15 protein-coding genes are annotated in these 20,587 nt (G+C 67.3%); 7 read left to right on the top strand and 8 right to left on the bottom strand.

Annotated features, from left to right (window positions below):
• Nucleotides 1–152: 152 nt before the first annotated feature.
• Together RKD05_RS06150 and RKD05_RS06145 are read left to right on the top strand one after the other, a co-directional pair.
• A complete protein-coding gene (locus tag RKD05_RS06150; protein WP_424708726.1) occupies nt 153–1,937 on the top strand; it encodes an alpha/beta hydrolase in 1,785 nt (594 codons plus the stop codon).
• The gene (locus RKD05_RS06145; RefSeq protein WP_424708725.1) at nt 1,930–2,403 is read left to right on the top strand and encodes a hypothetical protein; all 474 of its coding nucleotides are present in this window, start codon (nt 1,930–1,932) and stop codon (nt 2,401–2,403) included. The genes RKD05_RS06150 and RKD05_RS06145 overlap by 8 nt, the downstream gene beginning before the upstream one ends.
• A gap of 97 nt (nt 2,404–2,500) precedes the next feature.
• On the opposite strand, the gene RKD05_RS06140 is transcribed toward RKD05_RS06145, so the two are convergent.
• Entirely contained in the window at nt 2,501–3,457 is a 957-nt protein-coding gene (locus tag RKD05_RS06140; RefSeq protein WP_424708724.1) for a NaeI family type II restriction endonuclease, read from the bottom strand.
• 2 nt (nt 3,458–3,459) lie between these two features.
• Nucleotides 3,460–4,731, bottom strand: coding sequence for a DNA cytosine methyltransferase (locus RKD05_RS06135; RefSeq protein ID WP_424708722.1), 1,272 nt, complete (start codon nt 4,729–4,731; stop codon nt 3,460–3,462).
• Between the two features lie 826 nt (nt 4,732–5,557).
• On the opposite strand from RKD05_RS06135, the gene RKD05_RS06130 reads away from it, so the two are divergent.
• Nucleotides 5,558–6,121, top strand: coding sequence for a hypothetical protein (locus RKD05_RS06130; RefSeq protein WP_424708720.1), 564 nt, complete (start codon nt 5,558–5,560; stop codon nt 6,119–6,121).
• Between the two features lie 26 nt (nt 6,122–6,147).
• Here the strand turns inward: RKD05_RS06130 and RKD05_RS06125 are convergent, their stop codons facing one another.
• The 4 genes from RKD05_RS06125 to RKD05_RS06110 all read right to left on the bottom strand — a co-directional run bounded on the left by RKD05_RS06125 (nt 6,148) and on the right by RKD05_RS06110 (nt 10,730).
• Nucleotides 6,148–6,531 carry a DUF779 domain-containing protein gene (locus tag RKD05_RS06125; RefSeq protein ID WP_424708718.1) on the bottom strand — a complete coding sequence of 128 codons (384 nt, stop codon included), beginning with the start codon at nt 6,529–6,531 and terminating at the stop codon, nt 6,148–6,150.
• A gap of 373 nt (nt 6,532–6,904) precedes the next feature.
• The gene (exaC, locus tag RKD05_RS06120; protein ID WP_424708717.1) at nt 6,905–8,455 is read right to left on the bottom strand and encodes an acetaldehyde dehydrogenase ExaC; all 1,551 of its coding nucleotides are present in this window, start codon (nt 8,453–8,455) and stop codon (nt 6,905–6,907) included.
• A 414-nt stretch (nt 8,456–8,869) separates the two neighbouring features.
• Complete coding sequence (locus RKD05_RS06115) at nt 8,870–9,394, bottom strand: hypothetical protein (RefSeq protein ID WP_022879846.1); 525 nt, start codon at nt 9,392–9,394, stop codon at nt 8,870–8,872.
• A 28-nt stretch (nt 9,395–9,422) separates the two neighbouring features.
• Nucleotides 9,423–10,730 carry a GAF domain-containing protein gene (locus tag RKD05_RS06110; RefSeq protein WP_424708716.1) on the bottom strand — a complete coding sequence of 436 codons (1,308 nt, stop codon included), beginning with the start codon at nt 10,728–10,730 and terminating at the stop codon, nt 9,423–9,425.
• A gap of 363 nt (nt 10,731–11,093) precedes the next feature.
• Between RKD05_RS06110 and RKD05_RS06105 the strand changes: the two genes are divergently transcribed.
• The 4 genes from RKD05_RS06105 (at nt 11,094) to RKD05_RS06090 (ending at nt 14,342) form a co-directional block, all read left to right on the top strand.
• Nucleotides 11,094–12,128, top strand: coding sequence for an NAD(P)-dependent alcohol dehydrogenase (locus RKD05_RS06105; RefSeq protein WP_424708714.1), 1,035 nt, complete (start codon nt 11,094–11,096; stop codon nt 12,126–12,128).
• Nucleotides 12,129–12,281: 153 nt separating this feature from the next.
• Complete coding sequence (locus RKD05_RS06100) at nt 12,282–12,641, top strand: PadR family transcriptional regulator (protein ID WP_063258294.1); 360 nt, start codon at nt 12,282–12,284, stop codon at nt 12,639–12,641.
• Complete coding sequence (locus tag RKD05_RS06095) at nt 12,638–13,732, top strand: hypothetical protein (protein ID WP_424708713.1); 1,095 nt, start codon at nt 12,638–12,640, stop codon at nt 13,730–13,732. Before RKD05_RS06100 ends, RKD05_RS06095 begins: the two co-directional genes overlap by 4 nt.
• 178 nt (nt 13,733–13,910) lie before the next feature.
• Nucleotides 13,911–14,342 carry an Lrp/AsnC family transcriptional regulator gene (locus tag RKD05_RS06090; RefSeq protein ID WP_424708712.1) on the top strand — a complete coding sequence of 144 codons (432 nt, stop codon included), beginning with the start codon at nt 13,911–13,913 and terminating at the stop codon, nt 14,340–14,342.
• Between the two features lie 51 nt (nt 14,343–14,393).
• Here RKD05_RS06090 and RKD05_RS06085 read toward each other — a convergent pair whose 3' ends face one another.
• Entirely contained in the window at nt 14,394–16,463 is a 2,070-nt protein-coding gene (locus RKD05_RS06085) for a M1 family metallopeptidase (RefSeq protein WP_424708710.1), read from the bottom strand.
• Nucleotides 16,464–16,482: 19 nt separating this feature from the next.
• Nucleotides 16,483–20,352, bottom strand: coding sequence for a reprolysin-like metallopeptidase (locus tag RKD05_RS06080; protein ID WP_424708708.1), 3,870 nt, complete (start codon nt 20,350–20,352; stop codon nt 16,483–16,485).
• Nucleotides 20,353–20,587 lie beyond the last annotated feature (235 nt).

Here is a 20,587-nt window from a genome sequence, read left to right as displayed (position 1 = left end):
TTCAGTGCGTGTGCTGCGGACATCGTCGCGACTGTTCAAGCTGCCACAGTCGCGTACATCGCCGCCGACGATCAAATGGCGGCCGAAACTTCCACTCAATCCGACGTGAGCGCGTCTGCGGTGATACGGCGTGGCTTCGGCGCGGGAGTGCCATGAGCACCCTCATCACCCACGACGCCTTGCCACCGATGCCAGCTGACCCCACGGCCCTGGTCGCAGCGGCGGACGCGCTGTCCCCCGCCGGACAGGCAGTCGGCGACGGCATGCGTAGCGCGGAGGTGGCCTGGCGGAGCCTCCCCAATGTTTACGACGCCCCGGAGACGTCCACAGCCGTCGCAGCAATCGCACCTGTCATCGCCAGCGCCGAAGATCTCGAACAGGCGGCAGTCGCGGCCGCGGCGGCCCTCAGAACCCTAGCCGAGGAACTCCACACGCTCGGGTGGACTCACAAGCGGCTTGAGGGCGACATCGAGGCTCATCGGTCGCAAGTACTCGCGTATCGCGACCAACACGGTGCCGGACTTGAGGATTCGACCGACCCCCTCCGCGGCTGGGGGCCGTACGGGTTGTCTCGAAACTTACAGCTCGAACAGGAATGCGCTGCGCTGCAGACCCAGATCGAGGCAGCGATAGATGAGTGCGTTCGAAGCCTGGCTCGTATCGCCATTCCTCCTGGCGACATCGCGTTCACATCTGCCGTGAGCCCATCGTCAGACACCGACTGGCACGCGAGCGGCGAGGAGTTTCGCACCACCCTCGCATCGGCAATCCTGAGCCGGTTGACCGCCGTTGACGCGAGGGGGATCGAACAACTTCTCCGCGAACACCCGGAGTGGTCCATACTTCTCCGCGACACGCCTCCTGATCCTCGGGTGATAGCCGTGTGGTGGGCCCAGCTCGGCCCTGATAGCAGTGCTGCCCTCATGACGGCAGCCCCGGCCCTTGTTGGAGCGCTCGGCGGCGTTCCAGCCGCTGTTCGCGTCGTCGCGAATCGGACGGTCGCCGAGGAGCGCAGAGAGGAACTCGGAAGACTCATCGATAGCCGCGGATACACCCTGCAGCCCGGAACCTACGAGCGCGTACGTATCCAAGTTCCGGAAGCGTGGCAGTCCGAGTACGACTACCTGAGCCGTGTCATTAGTGGGGATGTCCAGCTCTATCTTTACGACCGGGGGCGCGCCCAGATTATAGAGATGATTGGGAACCCGGAACGCGCTGACGTGATTATGACATTCATGCCGGGAACGAACACCACCATGGAGTCGTTCTACACGTCGACGCCTCGGCAAGGTATAACCGCCCTGACGAACTGGCAAGTGGACAACGCTCAATTCGGGACCGATGTAGCGGGATTTGTAGTCAAGCAGGGAGACTTTCCGCAGCTAAGTGCAGATATCTTCGCTACCGGACCACAGAACAACGACATGATGGAAAAACTCGGCCGATCGTATGCGCAGTTCTCCTTCGAGTTGGACGCGCTCACTCCTCACACTCCGATTGTGAGCATCGAACATTCCGCCGGGTCCGATGCGGGAGGTGCGGCAGAGATGGCTGGGGCACATTTTGCCGCCCGCGTTGCACTGGCCGGAATCGGAATGACATACGACTGGCGAAGTCAGCCCGGGACCGAATACTACGCCATGCAGGCACCAAACGACATCAACAAGAACTTCGACGGAATTCAGGCGTGGAACTGGGGCTACGCGATCAAGGCCACCGAGCAGAACGGCTTCACAGAGTTGGATTCCGGCATAGACGGCACCTCACCCGCGGTATGGGGTGTGGGCGCAGTCAGCCCTCCGATCGCGCTAGCGATGGAAGCGTCAAGTCAGCTCGACCACCACAACCGAATCATCAGTGGTGACGTGACTGAGAACGGAACGGTGCTCTATGAGATTCGTCGGATCCTCGAAAGCGAGGCAGGGACGCATGGGTGAAAGGATCGGGCGATCGATTGTGCTGACGGTCGCTCTGACGCTGACGATGACGGGGTGCACGGTGCCAGAACTGCCGACCTACGAGACAGTGACCGAAGAGGCGAACGCCGCGATGCAACGGGTTGTCGACGAGATGCCGCCTGGCAGCCGTGTGGGGCTGCGACCTGAGACCGACCCGTACGGTTGTGACGGCGATAGCGTCCTCTACACGGGGCATTGGGGCGTTTACCCGGGGGGCGGTTTCGACGGTCAAGCCTTTGTCGACCAATTGCCGACTGCACTTGGCGACGGGTTCGTCGTGAGGGACAGCGCCGTGAAGCTCAACAAGCCCTCCGTCGGATTCACCGCGACCGCCTACGGCAACGCCAGCCTGGATGTATCAGTCGTCGATGTCGATGGAACCACCCTCGTTGACATTCTTGCGATATCGAGATGCGCCCAGCCCCCGTCTAGCCCGACTCCCTGACCACACAGGTCTTCCGAAAAAGTGGGGTGGTCCGACAGGAACAGGTCCTCGCACGTCAGACGCGAGACCATGCTCGGCTGACCCGAAAAATCCACTCCTACCGATGAGGAATCATTGGCGCAGGGCCAGCCACATGCTCGTTGTCATCGGCGACCCGCCACGTCGCCCCGGCAACATCAAAAGTGTTCATGTCGTTCGATCCAGCTGGGGTAAGACGGACGCTCACCATTTCGCCGGGCTCCGGCACAGGGATCCCGAGCTGGAATGCGGCGGACCGGTGAAACGCGTAGTCTCCCCCGAGAATGACGTAACCCTCAGCGCGGAGCGCGCTGCGCGCACCGCCGTTCTCACGGACTCGCTTCATGAAGTCGTCCTGCTGGGCTACCGTAGCCACCGCGTTGCGGCCGATGCGTTGACGCGTGACCCGTCGGAAAAGCTCGTTCACGCGAGCTTGGCCCGACAGCCCTGGCGCGAAGATGGCCTCGATGTCAGAGGGATCGGCCTGAAGTAGGACGTTAGAAGGCAGCGCCCCGGGGCGATGCAGCCACCGAATGGCGTCTCGTCCGGAGGCGTTCAACCCGACCTTCGCGTCGCGGTTGGCCCCAGGCCGCAGGTGCGTCGGGGATGCCCGAACGATCCCCACGGCGAACTCACTGGCCGCGTCGTTCACGTAGCCCAAGAAGAGCAGGTGACCGATTGCTTCGGGCGGGATCATCCAGCCACCGACGCGCTGTGAGAACTTACAGTCGACGTCGTGCTGGCGGATTCGATAATCGAGGTGTACACCTTCATCGATTACGTCGTCGAACTCGCGACGAAGGTTGATTTCAAAGAGTGTGCCGAAGTGGGTCCGCTCGGTCTTATGCAGTTGTGCCCATGAATATCTGCCTGTCCTCTGCCCATCGTAGAGTTGATCAAGCGTGCGCCGCATCATTCGAGCGGTCCGAGTTCCCGCAGGGTCGGCCTCCTGAAATGCTCGGAAAACCTCAACGAGCGCCTGGTCCGCTTCAACTGCTACCGGGTCGAATGCCTCGCCGTCGAAAAGGGAATCCACTGTCAGCTCACGCGATTGCGGTGCTGCGATACGAAATTATGACGCATGTGCTCTTGCTGGCCCGTGAAGCCCTTGAAGGCGCCAAGGCGATAGCGCGTTTCACCGGTTGCGTCCGTCGTGACCTCCAACTCAAAGTCGTGGGCCAAGGCAGTGATCTTTCTCTCAACGGTCGCAAGGCTTCCTTCGTTGTGGGCGCGGACCAAGTCAGCCATTGACAGCGCATGGGATGAACCTGACAGCGCACGATAAACCGGGTCATGCAGGTCTACGGATTGGCCAATATCCTGCCGTGGAGAGCCTTCCCGATCCAGCGCAGCTCTAATCTGTGAACCCACTGCCTCAGCAACAGGGGGCGGGAATGCGTTCCCGATCTGGCGGTACTGAGAGGTCTTTCGTCCGTTGAAGATCCAGTTGTCTTCGATCCTCCAGCCTTGCAATCGAGCGGCCATCTCGATCGTTAGACGCGGGTGCCAATCGACCGGGGACGGCGCCTCCGGTCCTGGGGCAGCATCAGCGATACCTCGACCGTCCACGTGCAGCTTCGCCCAAGCCTGCTTGGCCCTTGTCGGACCCAAATCTGCGCCACCGTGCTTCTTGCTGCCACCCACAAGAGTCGGACCGATGCCGTTTGCCAATTGGCGCCACTGCAACGCTCCCTCCCATCCGCGGGCAGCCATGAGGTCGAAGAGCGCATCCCCCACGGTGTTGTTGTCGTGGAGAATTGGATCCGGAAAACGAAAGTATGCGTGGTCATCGGGACGCATTGCGACCAAAACAAAACGGGGGCGAAGCTGTGGAACACCAAAGTCTGATGCGTGCAGCAGTTTCCATTCGCCGACGTACCCGTACTCATCGAGCTTGTCAATGACATGCTGCCGATAGGCAGCGAACCGAGGCGAAGAAAGGCCACGAACATTTTCGAGCATCACGGCACGGGGTTGAATGACAGACACCTGCTCGATAGCCCACGCGAATAGGTCTCGCTCGTCTGAGGTGCCTAGTTGCTTGCCCGCGATCGAGAAGGGTGGGCACGGAACACCCCCCGCGAAGAGAGTGGCCCCGACATGATCGCGTGGGTCCCAGACCTGGAGATCGGCGACGTCTCCAACGGCAACGGGCGCAGCAAGATTCGAGGCCAGCGTCGAAGCGGCCGTCGGATCGATCTCGACGGCCATGGAATGCGTGAAGCCTGCCCTATGTAGGCCGAGCGACTGGCCACCAGCGCCGGCGCATACCTCGACCACGGTGTAGTTGGCAGGGTTCGTCTCGCTCACCTCTCGATAGTACGAGCGGGCTCCGACACTGGGCCCTTCGACACCGCGGTCTGAGGCACCCGGACACCACATCGAGACTTGAAGTCGCTCGCAGCTGGACGCCGGAGCGGCTCTCCAACCTCCACCTCCCCCCTCCGTGGGGTGTACTGCACTCACAATCCGCGAGTGACGTGTGGCAGCGGTACCCACGGCAAGCCGTCCGCCGATCCCCCGCGACCGGCATCGTCTGGGGTGCCCATCGGCAGGAGGCTCCCCTGTCAAGGGTTGGGCGCGGTGCGGGCTCTTAGCGAGACGTCGACTTTGCACGGTACGGTCGCAAGCATTGCAAGAGGCGCCGTCAGTACCAACACTGTGACCCACGCTCCGAGCCAAGACCCCCGCACCGTCATCGCATGCGAGCCGCACCGTTCTACGTACCCGTGGAACGTCGCAACGAGGGGTAGTTCGACCGTTACCGCCTGACTGAACGACCACGCCGCTAGGCCCATCGCCACGATCGAGACAAGGCAAAGCGCGATCACGAACGAGCTAACGATAAGGAAGAGCCGATCGAGCTTGCGGGTCATCATCATCGGACGCGCTGAACGAAGTGTCGGTTGAGGACATCCATGTCGTGCTCCAACTGCCCGTAAGAGTGATGAACGGGCCGCACGATATCGGGAAGCGCATGCAACATGCCATATCGGTTTGGAAGTTCACCCGCCCCGCGTGGAATTCGGATCGCACGCTGCACCGGCGGCCCCGGAGCCACCCAAGCGGCCCACCCCTGACTCGCGCTCTCCAGCCTTTGTCGGCAGGATCTCGCTTGATGTCTTCAACTAATGACGTGGTCGGGCCGATCAGTGAGGTCGGCGCCTTTCAGCGTCGGCGCGTGCGTCTCACCGGGTTGGCGATTGCCGCCATGGCACTCGTCAGCTTGGCCCTCGTGCTGTGGTCAGCGGCCATGGTGGGGATTTCGACAATATTCGGCGCCGCAACCCCGGTTCGTTTGCCGATCGTTGCGTTCATCGCGGCAATCGTTCTCAGCCCCGTGCTCTGGTCGGCAATCTTTCGCTCACACCGATACGGACTGACGATCACCGAGGACGAACTCGTCATTGAATCCTGGTGGCGGAGACGAACGTTCCGTCGTGCCGAGCTGTCGGCGGCGGAGCCGCTCCCCGCGGTCATGCGCATGCGAGACGGCTACTTTTCCGCACGCGGCAGCAACTCCGCACTGTTCGCAGTATGGCTGTGGCCCGGCAGCCCCGAACAGGATGAGATCCAGCTCGGAGTAACGACCGGCACATGGGAGGCGACTTCCATTGCGGCGAAGAGAATCAATGCGTGGCTCGGAGCCGAGGTCGAATTCGATGAGGAGCGGGCGTACCGGCTACTCGACGAGGACTAGCGGCACGCGAGGCACTATCGACCCACCTACACCCCCACCCCGAACGCCACCGCCTCCTCCTCGGTGAGCATCCGCGACCGGATCAGGAACCGCATTCCGGTGGGTCCCTCGACCGAGAACCCGGCGCCGCGACCCGGCACGACGTCGATCGTCAAGTGCGTGAACTTCCAGTACTCGAACTGCGACTCCGACATGTAAACCTCGATCGGATCGTCGAGACCGACGTCGATGTTGCCGAGGTGCACGTCGCTGGGGCCGGTGAGGAACATCCCCACCGGGTAGCACATGGGGGAGCTGCCGTCGCAGCAGCCGCCCGACTGGTGGAACATCAGCGGGCCGTGCTTCGCTGTCAGGTCGCGCAGCAGCGCGGCCGCAGCCTCCGTCACGTCCACGCGGGAGAGTTCTGGCATCCGTTCTTCTCCATTCCTCGAGAGCGCGTCCCACTATGTGCAGGAAATCGACGCTCGATCTGCACCAGGTGGGACACGCCACCGACGCCGCCCACAGGCCTGTCCCACAAAGTGCAGCTTCAGCCGGTGCGACTCGCACGAAGTGGGACACGCCACCACCGAAACCACACGCGCGTCCCACAAAGTGCAGATTCAGCCCGCCGAACCCGCACAAAGTGGGACACGCACAGCCTCAACACCGAACAAAAGGGTGTGGCCCCCGGGGAGAGCATCCCGGGGGTCACCGAGCGTCGGCGACCCGCCGCCCCGACGCTCCGTCCACGACGGCGCCGAGACGCTGCCGGCCGCAGCGCCCCGGCCCCACGCCGTCGGCTCAGAAGAAGCCCATCGCCCCTTCGGCGTACGACACGAGCAGGTTCTTCGTCTGCTGGTAGTGGTCGAGCATCTTGAGGTGGTTCTCGCGGCCGATGCCCGACTGCTTGTACCCGCCGAACGCGGCGTGCGCCGGGTACTGGTGGTACGTGTTGGTCCAGACGCGTCCGGCCTCGATGGCGCGACCGGCGCGGTAGGCGGTGTCGCCGTTGCGGCTCCACACGCCTGCGCCGAGGCCGTAGAGGGTGTCGTTCGCGATCGAGATCGCGTCGTCGAACGAATCGAACGACGTGACCGAGAGCACGGGGCCGAAGATCTCCTCCTGGAAGATCCGCATGTCGTTCGTGCCCTCGAACACCGTCGGCTGCACGTAGTAGCCGCCCGACAGCTCGCCGCCGAGGTCGACGCGCTCGCCACCGGTGAGCAGCTTCGCGCCGCCGGCCTTCCCGATCTCGATGTACGACAGGATCTTCTCGAGCTGGTCGTTCGAGGCCTGCGCGCCGATCATCGTCTCGGGGTCGAGCGGGTTGCCCTGCTTCACCTTGCCCACGCGGGCGAGGCCGTCGCCGAGGAACTGGTCGTAGATCGACCGCTGGATCAGCGCCCGCGAGGGGCACGTGCACACTTCACCCTGGTTCAGCGCGAAGAGCGTGAAGCCCTCGAGCGCCTTGTCGTAGTACGCGTCGTCGGTCGCGCGGGCCACGTCCTCGAAGAAGAGGTTCGGGCTCTTGCCCCCGAGCTCCAGCGTCACCGGGATGAGGTTCTGCGACGCGTACTGCATGATCAGGCGCCCCGTGGTGGTCTCACCCGTGAAGGCGACCTTGCGGATCCGCTTGTGCTGCGCCAGCGGCGCCCCCGCCTCGATGCCGAAGCCGTTGACGATGTTCACGACACCGGCCGGCAGGAGGTCGCCGATGATGTCGAACAGGAAGAGCAGGGATGCCGGGGTCTGCTCGGCCGGCTTGATCACGACGCAGTTTCCCGCGGCGAGCGCGGGGGCGAGCTTCCACGCGGCCATGAGGATCGGGAAGTTCCACGGGATGATCTGCCCGACGACACCGAGCGGTTCGTTGAAGTGATACGCGACGGTGTTCTCGTCGAGCTGGCTGAGCGACCCCTCCTGCGCCCGCAGCACGCCGGCGAAGTAGCGGAAGTGGTCGACCGTCAGGGGAATGTCCGCGGCGAGCGTCTCGCGCACCGGCTTGCCGTTCTCCCACGTCTCGGCGACGGCGATCTGCTCGAGGTTCTGCTCGATGCGGTCGGCGATCTTGTTCAGGATGACGCTGCGCTCGGCGGGCGTGGTCTTCTTCCAGGACGCGAACGCCTTCCAGGCGGCATCCACTGCTCGATCGATGTCGGCGGCGTCGCCGCGGGCGACCTCGCAGAACGGCTTGCCGGTGACGGGGGTGATGTCTTCGAAGTACTCGCCGCTGTGCGGCTCGACCCACTCCCCGCCGATGTAGTGCCCATACCGCTCGCGATACTGGGCGACGGCCCCGCGCGAACCGGGGGCGGCGTAGACGCTGGAAACGCCTTCTTCGACGATGGTCATGCGTGTCTCCTTCGACGGTCATGAGACGCCGCGACGGCTTCGGGCGGCGATGCGCCGAACGTACGCCGGGGCACGTTGCATCGGGTTGCAACGTCCGCGGAGGTGCGCGAAGCGAAGCTCGCAGAATCCCCCGTACTTCGCAGAATCCGGCGCAAATCCTGCGAGATCCGCACGATTCTGCGAGCTTCGGCCAGCTCACGGCGCCTGCACGGCGCGGCTAGGCAGAGCCGATGGATGCCAGCACCCCGATGCCCCAGCGAGCGGCGAAGTTCGCAGAATCCCCCGTACTTCGCAGATTCCGGCGTGAATCCTGCGAGATTCGCACGATTCTGCGAACTTCAGCCAGCGGGCCTCACCACGCGGGAGCAGAACACCGGATGCCGCTACCCCGGGGCCGTGGCATCCCCTCACGCCCTACGCGTCGGCGTCGACGAGCACCGACCGCAGCGGCGGGACGTTGACCTCGTGCAGGTCGACGTCGTCGAGGCGCTCGATGCTCACCACGCGGGGGGCGATCGCGCGGTCGTCGGCCACGATCCAACTGCCGACGAGGAGGAAACGGTCGTTGCCCGCGGTGATCGGCCCGGTCACGGCGAACGTCGCGGCGGTCGGCGTGACGAACGTCACGCGGACGGGCGTGCCGTGGGGGAGGGTCGAGGGATCGACGACGTCGGCGGACAGCGCCGGCTCGGGGGCCGGGATGCCGAGGTCGATGCGCTGGATCTCGGCGCTGGGCGCGAGGATCACGTCACCGACGAGCGGCTGCCCGCCCACACCGATGCGGACGGTGCCCTCGATCGCGTACAGGCCGTAGCGCGGCGACCGCACCAGGACGCGGGCGATGTCACCCGCCTTCACCTCGGCTACGGCCTCACGAATACGCCCCACATCGCGTCGGGCGCGAGCTGCCGAGAAGATGTCGAGCGTCGATTCGTCCATGGATTCAGCGTAACCAGGGCCTCCGACATCAGTCCCGTTCGAGGCGCTCGATCCGCGAGACGAGCCCGGCGCGCTTCGGCGACCGGGCGGGCAGCATCGCGAGGCACAGCCGCAGCACCTCAGCATCATCGCGCCCGTCGGACGTGTCGGCGTACGCGAGCAGCACGTCGAGCCCCGCTTCTTCGATGAGCGCTTCGCGCAGCGTCGAGCGCACCGACTCCCGCACCTCGGCCACCCCGGGCGCCACCGAATCCGGCAGCACGGGCCCGCGGTATGCGGCGAGCGCGACGCGGTGCGCCCCGCGATCGAGCAGCGACACCACCTGCTGGGCGTCGGTTTCGAGGCCGTCGGGCAGCCGGTACGGGCGGGATGCCGGGACCAGGGCCGGGGCGAGAGGCTCGAGCACCTTCCGCAGCCGCACCATCTCGGGGCGCAGCGTTTCGGTCGCCGGGTGGCCGTACACGGCCTCGCTCAAGGCCTCTGCCGACATGCCCTCGCGGTGAACGGCGAGCAGCAGCAGGATCTCGGCGTGCCGCGCGCCGAGCTCGACCACCGTCTCGCCGGACTCGCCGGTCACCTCCAGCAGCGCGCGATCCCGCCCGAGGATCCGCAGCAGCGCGCGCGTCCCGGGGGAGCGGCGCGGTCGACGCGGCGGGGGATCCTGCTGCGCCCGGAGCCGCCCGACGAGGATCTCGCTCTCGATCGCGCGGGCCGTGGCATCCACCAGCAATTGGGCCTGCGGGGTCACGGCCTCGGGTCCGCCCGTGACGTCGATCATGCCGAGCAGCCGCCGCGTCTCGGGATCGTGCACGGGCGCCGCGGTGCACGACCAGGGCTGCACGAAGCGGTTGAAGTGCTCGGCGCCGCGGATCTGCACCGACCGGTCGAGAGTCAGCGCCGTTCCGGGGGCGGAGGTGCCGACGACCTCCTCGGACCAGTTCGCGCCCGCGACGAAACCCATGTCGCCGGTTCGGGTGCGAAGGTGCCGATCGCCCTCGACCCACAGCAGGCGCCCCGCCGCATCGCCCACGGCGACGACGACGCCGGAATCCTCCGCCGACCCCGGCAGCAGCAGCGCCCGGACCATGTCCATCACCCCGGCGAGCGGGTGCGCGCGGCGATACGCCTCGAGCTCCTCCGACACGAGGTCGACCGTCGGCAGCCCTTCGGGACCGACGAGGGATGCCAGCGACCTCCGCCACGAATCCCGCACCAGCGGCCGCACGTCGCCGAGCCGGCGATCCTCGTTGCCGGCGAGCAGCTCGTCGTGGGCGCGCGCAATGATCAGCCCCGAGGTTTCGGGGGACACGGTCGGACGCGACCACGGAGAAGGCACCGGACTCCCATCGACGGTGACGGAGGTGCGTCCAGTGTAGGTGCGCGCACGCGCGGGTGGGAGGGTTCCCAGCGGGATGCCAGGACCCCGCGTACACAACGAAGGAGAATGCCGGACGCAGGTGCGGAGAACCGGCATCCCTCCGGCCGCGGGGCCCGAATCTCCTTCGTTGTGTCCAGAGCGCAAGCCGCGCCGCAATGCGGGGCGACCGCACGGCGTGTCGGTCGCGGCATCCGGAACTCTATTCACACGCATTAATGAGAGCGATTCCCAACGGCGGAAAACGCCGTCGAGCCCCTCGACACCCGCCGGCGACGGGCGCACGGTGGAGGCATCCCCCGTCGCTCCGAAGAAAGGAATGCCATGAAGGCAGTGCAGTACCGCGAGATCGGCAAGGGCCCCGAGGTCGTCGAGATCGAGGAGCCCCACCCCGGCCCGGGGCAGATCCGACTCAAGGTCATGGCCGCGGGCCTCTGCCACTCGGACTGGTTCGTGATGGACCTTCCGGAGGAGCAGTACACGTACGGACTCCCCCTGACGCTCGGCCACGAGGGCGCTGGCATCGTCGACGAGCTCGGCGAAGGCGTCGAGGGCGTCAACATCGGCGAGGCCTACGCCATCTACGGACCGTGGGGCTGCGGCCGCTGCCACGCGTGCGCGCAGGGCGCCGAGAACTACTGCCCCTACGCCGCCGAGCTCGGCATCACCCCGCCCGGACTCGGTGCCCCCGGCGCGATGGCCGAGTACGTCATCGTCGACGACCCCCGCCACCTCGTGCCGCTCGGCGACCTCGACCCCGTCGAAACCGTATCGCTGACCGACGCGGGCCTCACGCCGTACCACGCGATCGTGTCGGCGAAGCAGAAGCTGTACCCCGGCGCCACCGCCGTGGTGATCGGCGTCGGCGGACTCGGGCACGTGGGCGTGCAGATCCTTCGCGCGATCACGCAGGCCACCGTCATCGCGGTCGACCTCGGCGAGGACAAGCTCGCCCTCGCCCGCGAGGTCGGCGCGCACCACACGGTGACCTCCGACGAGCACGCCGCCGAGCGCATCCGCGAGCTGACGAACGGCCTCGGCGCCACCGCCGTGTTCGACTTCGTCGGCGTGCAGCCCACGATCGACCTGGCCCGTCAGGTCGCCGGGATCGACAGCTTCATCCACATCGTCGGCATCGGGGGCGGCATCCTGCCCACCGGCTTCTTCTCGACCCCCATGGGTGCGGCCGTCCGCGCGCCCTACTGGGGCACGCGCAGCGAACTCATCGAGGTGCTCGACCTCGCCCGCAGCGGCGCCGTCGGCGTCCACGTCGAGCGCTACGGCTTCGACACGGCCGTCGAGGCCTACCAGCGTCTGCACCACGGCGAGGTACGGGGGCGCGCGGTCGTCGTTCCGTAAATGCGGCATCGCGGGGGTGGCATCCGGATCCTGGATGCCACCCCCTCGGCGTTCGTGCGGTCAACCGAGAGCCGCGGATACACGGAATCTGCACTGCGCACTACCGCGCATCGCGTGGTACTGTCCCTCACAGATGAGCGAGAGGGGGCGCGCGTGGATACGACGCAGCTACTGAAAGGGGTGTTGGATGCCGCGGTGCTCGCGGTCGTCCAGCACGACGACGGGTACGGCTACGACATCGTGCGGCGTCTGCGCGATGCGGGGCTCGGAGAGGTGGGGGACGCCTCGGTCTACGGCACCCTCCGTCGGCTCTACTCCGCGGGGGCGCTGTCGAGCTACGTGGTGCCGTCGGACGGCGGACCGCACCGCAAGTACTACGCGATCAACCCGCAGGGACGCGAGCTCCTCGACGCGCAGCGCGCGAGCTGGGCCCACTTCTCGTCGGCCATGACGAGTCTTCTCGACGACACGAACACCCCGAAGAAGCTGCGCACGATCGGAGACGCCCGATGATCACGACCTCCGTCCACGACGACATCCACGCGTTCGCCACCGCCGTGCGTGCGCACCTCGACGACCTCCCCGCCGACGACGTCGATGACCTGCTCGACGGCCTCGAGGCCGATCTGTCCGACCAGGCCGCCGAAGCCGGCGACGATTTCACGCTCCCGGATGCCACGACCTACGCCGCCGAGCTGCGCTCCGCCGCGGGACTCCCGGAGCGCACCGACACCGGCGCGACGAAGCGAGCACCGCTCTCCGAGCGCCTCGCGCGGATGCGGGAGGCGACCAGCGCCCAGATCCGGCGCAACCCCGCGGCCGCGTGGACCCTCGACCTGCTGGCATCCTTCGCTCCGATCTGGTGGATCCTGCGCGCGGTGGTGCTGTACCTCTTCATCGCGCCGTTCTTCTGGTCGGGATACGGCTGGCGGTCCGGGTCGTTCGCCTACCTGATCGGCGCGACGCAGCTCCCGGGGCTCGTGCTGATGGCGGCGTTGCTGCTCGTGAGCGTGCAATGGGGGCGCGGCCACTGGGCGCCGAACCGCATCCTGCGGGGCATCCGTACGGCAGTAACGGTCGTGACCCTGGTCCTCACTCCCTTCACGCTGATCGCTCTCACTTCGAGCCTGCAGTCGATGCTCTGGGACTCCTCTGTCGGCGCCTCGGCGGCGGCGAACTTCACCCCCGGTCTCTCGGTCGACGGCCAGCGAGTGCGGAACATCTTCGCGTTCGACGCCGAGGGCAACGCGATCCCCACGGTCCAGCTCTTCGATCAGGACGGCAACCCGCTCACGACCGTCGGACGCGACCATGGTTCGGATCCGTTCGACGCCTACTTCTACGGCGGGGGAGGGCCGGTGCCGGTGGCGTTCACCGCACCCGGTGCGGCCGACGCGTGGAACATCTATCCGCTGCGCGAGATCCCGTCGGAGATGCTGACATGGAACGCCACGGACGACCTCGCGAACGCGAAGCCGACGAACTTCCCCTTCCTGCGGGTGCAGCCCGTGCCGACGGAGGTCGCCCCGGCTCCGACGCCGACCGCCGGTACGGACGCCGCGCCCGCGACGCCCGAGCCGACCCCGACCACGCCGACGCCATGAGCGAAGAGCCGCGGATCGTGAGCATCGACCTCACCCACCTCGTCCTCGCGGCGCTCGCGCAGGAGCGCGACGAGGAGGACTGAGCGGAAAGCCCCGACCGGGCGGCGTTCGTGACGTGTTTGGGGGACGAACGCCGCCCTGCCGTTGCCGGGATTCCCGGTGCACTAGCGTGGCGATCGTGGACAGCCTGGACCGATCCATCGTCGAACTCCTCACCCGTGACGCCCGGATGCCGTTCTCCGAGATCTCGCGCGTCATCGGGCGATCCACGTCGCTCGTGAAGCGCCGCGTGGAGTCGATGCTCGCGTCGGGCGAGATCCCCGGATTCACGATCGCCGACCACGACGGTTCCACCTTCGAGGGCACCGAGGCCGTGGTCGAGATCTTCTGCCGCGGCAACGTGAGCACCACGGAGTTGCGCACGCTCCTCCGGGGCCTGAACGGGATCGTCACCGCAGTGACGGTGGCCGGAGCCGCGGACGCGGTGGTCATCCTGCGCGCCGCCAACAACGAGGAGCTCGGCGCCGTCGTCGAGACGCTGCGATCCTCGAGCCGGGTGGAGCGCACCCGGACTTCGATCGTGCTCGACCGCCTCACCGGGGGGCGCTGAGGAACGCGAGAGCGGCCCCGACCGTGGTCGGGGCCGCCCTGTCGATGCGACTCAGTCGGCCCGGCGGCGACGGGAGATCGCGTAGACCACACCCCCGGCGCCGAGCAAGAACCCCGCAGCGGCGACTACCGGCCACGCGGACGGTACACCCGTCGTCGCCAGCGTGGACCCGCTCGGAGCGGTGGATGCCACTGGGGCCGGCGTCGGGGTGGGCGTCGAGGTCGGCGTGGCCGTCGGGGTCGGCGTCGGGGTCGGGGTCGGGGTCGGGGTCGGGGTCGGGGTCGGGGTCGGGGTCGGAGTCGGAGTCGGGGTCGGAGTCGGCGTCGGAGTCGGCGTCGGAGTCGGCGTCGGAGTCGGCGTCGGCGTCGGCGTCGGCGTCGGCGTCGGGGTGGGAGTGGGCGTCGGAGCCGCCGCGATCTTCACGCTGACGGATGCCGACGTGAAGGGCGCCCCGAAGAAGTCGGTCCCCGAACCGGTGAGGGTCACCTCTCCCGGCTTCGACCAGTCCGCACCCGAGGTGTCCCACGTGACGTCCGCCGCGGGTCCGAAGATATCGACGGGCGGCTCGTCACCCGAGGAGTACACCGGAACAACGGTCTTCGGCAGAACGGGCACGGTGCCCGCCGTGGTCTCCACGGCCTTCGACGGCTCGATCCGAACGATGTCCCGCGGGAGGAGCGGCACGGTGTCCCCGACGATCCACTGGTCGAGCGTGCGGCTGAGGTCGCGGCCCGAGGTCTCGCTCGCGAGCCGGATGAAGTCGGCCGTGACCACCGACGACGTCCGATACTTCGTGGCCCAGGCCTTCACCACGGCGTCGAACCCGTCCGGCCCGAGGGCGTTCATCAGAGCGCTGTAGACGTACGACCCGCGGGTGTAGCTCTGCCATCCGTACAGATCCGCGGGGTCCGTCCATCCCACCGAGGGCGTCTCCCACTTCTCGGCCTTCTCGTTCTTGATGCCGTCCTGGGCGACCGTGCGGGGATCGTCGCCCTCCTTCAGCACGTCGAAGGCGTAGTAATGCTCGAAGAACGTCGCGGCACCCTCGCTGAGCCAGATCTCGGACCACGTCTTCGGGCTCACCGAATTGCCGAACCACATGTGCGAGAACTCGTGCAGCAGAGTGCTCTCGTTGATCCAGCCGTCGAAGAACGGTCGGTCCTGCGTCTCGAGGGCATACCCGACGTCGGCGTGATCCCAGATGATTCCGGTGCTCTCGCCCGGGTAGGGCCCGAGCTTCGTCTCGAGCCAGTCGAGCATGAGCTTGATACGGCCGCGCAGGTAGTCGATGTACTGCCGGTCGTCGCTCGATGCGCTCTTCGCCACGAACGACCGCTCCGTCAGGGTGCGGCCGCTGGCGAGAGTGATGTCCGACTGGAGGACGTCGAACTGCCCGACCGAGAGGACCAGCATCGAGGTCGACAGCGGCGTCTCGATGTCCCACGACCACCGGGTGCGGTCACCGTCGACGGGGGTCTGGCCGACGAGGTTGCCACTGCTGGCGACGGAGACGTCCTGGCCGTCGGTCTGCGTCGGAGCGGTCACGTCGATGTCGTACGTCGCCTTGTCGCCGACGGTGTTGTTGCTGGGGAGCCACGTCATGGTGCCGACCGGTTGACCCAGCGCGGCCACGCCCGTGGCGGTCGGCATCCATCCCTCGGACGACCCGTCCGGATCCTCGTGTCGGACCGGGGCACCGTGGTAGCTCACCACGACCGTGAACTCCCCATCGACCGTCTCGGGAGCAGCCACGACGAGCTTGTGCAGGGTCGTGGCGTCGTCGTCTTCGCGGGTGAAGGTGGCATCCTTCCCGTCGACGGTGACCGCGTCGACGGTGAGCCCCTCGAGGTCGAGGCGGATCGTGTCGAGCGGCTTGGCCGCGACGGCCGTGATGGTCGTCACCGCGGAGATGTCGGCGTTCGTCCGGTAGTCCATCTGGACGTCGTAGTGCTGGACGTCGAAGTCCGCGGTACCGACATTCGGGAAGATGTCGGCCGCCGGCGGCGGAAGCTCGACATCCGCGGTCGCCGAACTCGGGAGGGTGACACCCGCGGCGACCAGAGCCGCCGCTGCTGCGGCCGCCCCCAGTCCCCGGGAGGCGGATCGAGTGAAGTGCATCATGGTCCTGTTCTTTTCGGGGTCAGTCGTGGGACGAGGTCGCCGATTCGTGCCGGCGGCGGATTCGGACGGCCACCAGAGCCGCCGTTCCCAGCGCGAGGAGCAGCACCGCGACACCGATCACGTTCCCGCTGTCGGGGGTGCCGGTCGCGCTGAGGCGAGCGGACGTCGATCCCGCCGGAGCGGCAGCGGCCGAGGTGGAGGCCGTCGGAGCCGGGGTCGCCGTCGGGCCATCCGTCGGGCTGGGCGTCGGAGTCGGTGCGGTCCCGCCACCGCCACCACCACCCGGCACCTCATAGGCGTGGATCTTCACGGTCTCCGACACCGTCTCACCCGACAGGAAGCCCGCTCGCTCCGCGGTGACGCGGGCCGTGAGCGACGTTCCGACGTCAGCCGCCGCGAGCGCGTAGGTCGTGCCGGTGCCGGGCTGAGCCACACCGTCGCGCAGCCAGACCACGCGAAGTTCCGCATCGGCCGGATCGACAGCCGCCGCGAGGCGCACCTCGCCGACCTCGACGATAAGCCGCGGTTCCCACGTGAAGGTCGCACGACGGCTGACGATCAGCTCGTACGTGCGGGTCGTCTTCCCGTCGGCGGCGGCGACCTCGATCGCCACCCGTCCCGTGGCCGGATCGACGGCGCCCACCGAGACGGTCGCCGCGCTGTCGGATGCCACGGCCGAGACGGTCGGCCACCGAGAACCATCCACGGTCGCCTCGTAGTGCGTGGTCGCGGGGTCGAAGCCCGTGAGCGGCACCCCGTTCACGTTCAGGCGTCCGAGCGAGGCGGACGATGCACGACTGGCCGTCCGAGAGAAGGCCTCCACCTCCGAGATCGTCAGGTAGGAATCCTCCTTCGCCGTCAACTCGACGTCGATCGACGAGGTCCAGGCCGGACGCCCGTCGACCCTCAGATCGACCGTGGCCTGCGGCAGGTCGCCGTCCGTGTCCACGGGTACAGGCGCCGTCGTCACGCGCTCGCCCGACCGGTCATCGGTGTACGAAACGCGCACCTCGGCGGGCAGCGAGTGGTCGCCCCCGTCGCGGAAGCCCGTCAGCACGACCGTGTCGAGCAGCTGGGAGGACGACCACGTGTAGGTCAACGTATCGGTCGGGTTCGAGCCGCCCCACCGCCAGTCCGACCACGCCTTGTCGCGCAGGTCGCCGTTCACCGTCCGGTCGATCGAGTAACCGGGCTCGGTGTACGAAGCCGTCCGGGTCTCGCTGTTCGGCGCGACGTTGACCGCGTTCCCCTCCGTCACGAACACCGTGAGGACGGCCGGGAGGCCCGGATTCCCGGCGATCGCCGAGTCGGCGGTTCCGTCGATGCGGACCGAGCCGGCGGCATCCAGGTCCGCCTGCGTCACTGTCGCCGTGTCCCACGTCACTCCGGTGTCGAACCGCGCCTCGCCGTCGCCAATCTGTGCCGGCACGGTGGCGGGCAGCAGATCCGCGAGCGATGACACCGGCTGGCCCGTCGGCACGGTCACCGAGACCGGATCGGTGCGGCTGAAGTCGCCGATCTCGACGGTGAGCACCGCGTCCGAGAACGTGTTGCCGTAGTCATCCACGCCCGTCCCGATCACCCGGTAGCTGCCGGCTTCGGCCCAGTCCACGCCGGAGGCGTCCCACGTCACCGGGACGGGCGTGCGCGCTCCGTCGGAGTAGACCGGGACGACCGTCGTCGGAAGCTCGACCGGGACACCGGGGATGGTCCGTACCGCCTGCGGCTCGATCGACGCCAGCGCCGTGTCGACGATGGAGAAGTCCGCCTGGTTGACGGCGAAGAAGTAGTTGTCGACCGCCTCGATCTTGATGCGGGCATTCGCGGTCGAGACGTTCGGGAACGTCACGGTCTCGGATCCGTCGTTCGCGGTGCGCTCCGCGAGCACGTGGTCGAAGGTCTTCCCGCCGTCGGTCGACAGCGTGATCCGCACCTCGGGAGCGAGCTCCGGGGCGTCGGTGCCGTTGACCGCCCAGGTGATCTCGGTGCCGCGTCCACCGATCACCGACTGCCCGGCATCCGCCTGGCTCGTGACCTCGAACGGACCGGCATCCCGGTCGATGCCGAGGTGAACGGCGGCCATGGCCACGCCGCCCCCGTCGACGCGCTGGTCCCGCGCGGTGACCCGGAAGTCGAATCCGCCGTCGCCGTTGCCCTCGTACGCCGCGGTCGGCAAGAACTCGGAGTAGCAGTCGCGGGCGATCTTGGAGTCGGCCATATCGCAGAGGCCGGTGTGCGCGTTCGTCTCACCGCGGAGGATCTGCTCCATGTCGGGGAACACCCGCGTCGGCACGGGGCCGGCCGCGTTCTGCGCGCCGGAGTAGTAGGAGTGGGCCTGTTCGTACGTCAGGTCCGCCGCCTTCGAGAAGACGCGGAACAGCGGTCCGTCGACCTTGTTCGGGTCGCGGAGGGCACGCCCGAAGTCCCCGAGGTTCGCCTGCTCCCACACGTAGGTGAGCGGGTCGCCGTCGGCGTCGCTCCCCGAAGCGGTCAGCGCGAAGGGGGTCCGGATGGGGATCGTTCGACTCTCGGGCGCGGTCACCACCGGAACGGTGTTGGTGGATGCCACGTGTTCACCGGCCCACCCCGTCCAGTAGTGCATCTGGTCGATGGTGAAGGCCGAGAAGTACGGGTCGGAGTTCGACTGCAGGTCGTTCTCACCGCACAGCCCCGCGTAGCCCATGATCGTCGACGACGAGCCCGGCTCCATGGCCGAGTCGCCCTGCGAGTTGTAGCAGGCGTTCATGGTGTGCGTGCCCCCGAACTGGTGCCCGATCTCGTGCGCCAGGTAGTCGGTCGCGAAGATGTCGCCGACCGGAGCCGAGAGGCCGGTGCAGCCGCCTCCCTTCCAGTAGTCCTTGCCCACGACGTTCCAATAGGCCATGCCCCCGTCGCCCGATCCGAGGGAGATGTGACCGACGTCGTACGCGCCGTCGCCGAGGATGCGCTGCAGGACACCGGCGTTCGCCGACAGCAGCCCGTCACTGCACTCGCGCATCGCGTCACGCCAGTAGCAGGCATCGTTCCCGCAGGCGCCGCCCGGATCGTACGCGGCCGCGTCGGTGTCGAAGTTCAGCTGCTCGGTGCCGTCGACGAGCTTCAGCTGCACACCCACGTCGTCGTTGTAGATCTGCGCGACGCGGTTGACCATCACGACCTTGGCGGCCAGCACGTTCTCGGTTCCGTAGAACTGTGCGAACGCGGGGTCGCTCGCGAGCGCGAGACGGATGACCTGCCGCGTCGCCTTCGGAGCATCGCCGGGAGCCTCCTCGGGCACCGGCGCCTCCTCCCGCGGTTCGAGGAACTGCGCCTCCCCCTTGCCCTCGCGGGCGGCATCGCGTCCGTACGAGATGTGCTGCGGCTTGGCGCTGCCCGCGTCCGAGGGGATGGGGTCGATGTACCACGGCACCGAGCGGTTGTCGCCGCTGCGCACCGACGCGGAGACGCCGAGCGGAGTGATGCTCAGGCGGATCGACGTCGTGGGGTCGGAGGTCGCGTGACCGGCGTAGGTCTTCAGCTCCGGATGCCGTGCCGCGAGTTCGTCCTCCATGACACTGACCGGCTGCACGTCGAAGTCCACGAATGCACCGGTGGGGTCGGGGAGCTTCACGTGTTGCGTCCCGGGCACGACCGATCGCGCCATGGTTCGGAGCCCGGTCGACCCGCCGAGCACGGAATCCACGTCCACGTCGAAGGCGGCGACCGGCGCGTCGGCCTTCAAGCCGAGTTCGGTCTGCGTCCCCGTCGTTTCGACGGGAGTCCAGACCGGCTCATCGGCACGCGCCGATGCCGGTGTCGCGGACAGGAGCGCGGCTGCCAGGGCCGCGACGAGCGCGGCTGCGGCTGCCGCGACGAATCGCCGATGTGGGCGAGGGGCGGAAGGGGTCACGAGGGCTCCAATGCGAACGGACAGCGGGACGCCGAATGGCCCTCCGGACGCTAGAACGCGCTCGTTTCGGTCGCGTTTCGTTGGCTGAATCGTCCGCGCTGACGACAGATATTTGCAAGATGGCGCCATCCGTGCACCATATGCATCACGTTAGCGCTCACAATTTGCCACGTACAGGGCAATTTGTGAGATCGCTCCCACGTTTGCAGAAACGGTTTTCGGAATTCCGCTACGC

Source organism: Microbacterium sp. SLBN-111 (assembly GCF_049739645.1).
Classification (GTDB): Bacteria; Actinomycetota; Actinomycetes; order Actinomycetales; family Microbacteriaceae; genus Microbacterium.
The sequence above is the reverse complement of the archived record's forward strand: the minus strand, read 5'-3'. Positions and strand labels throughout refer to the sequence as shown.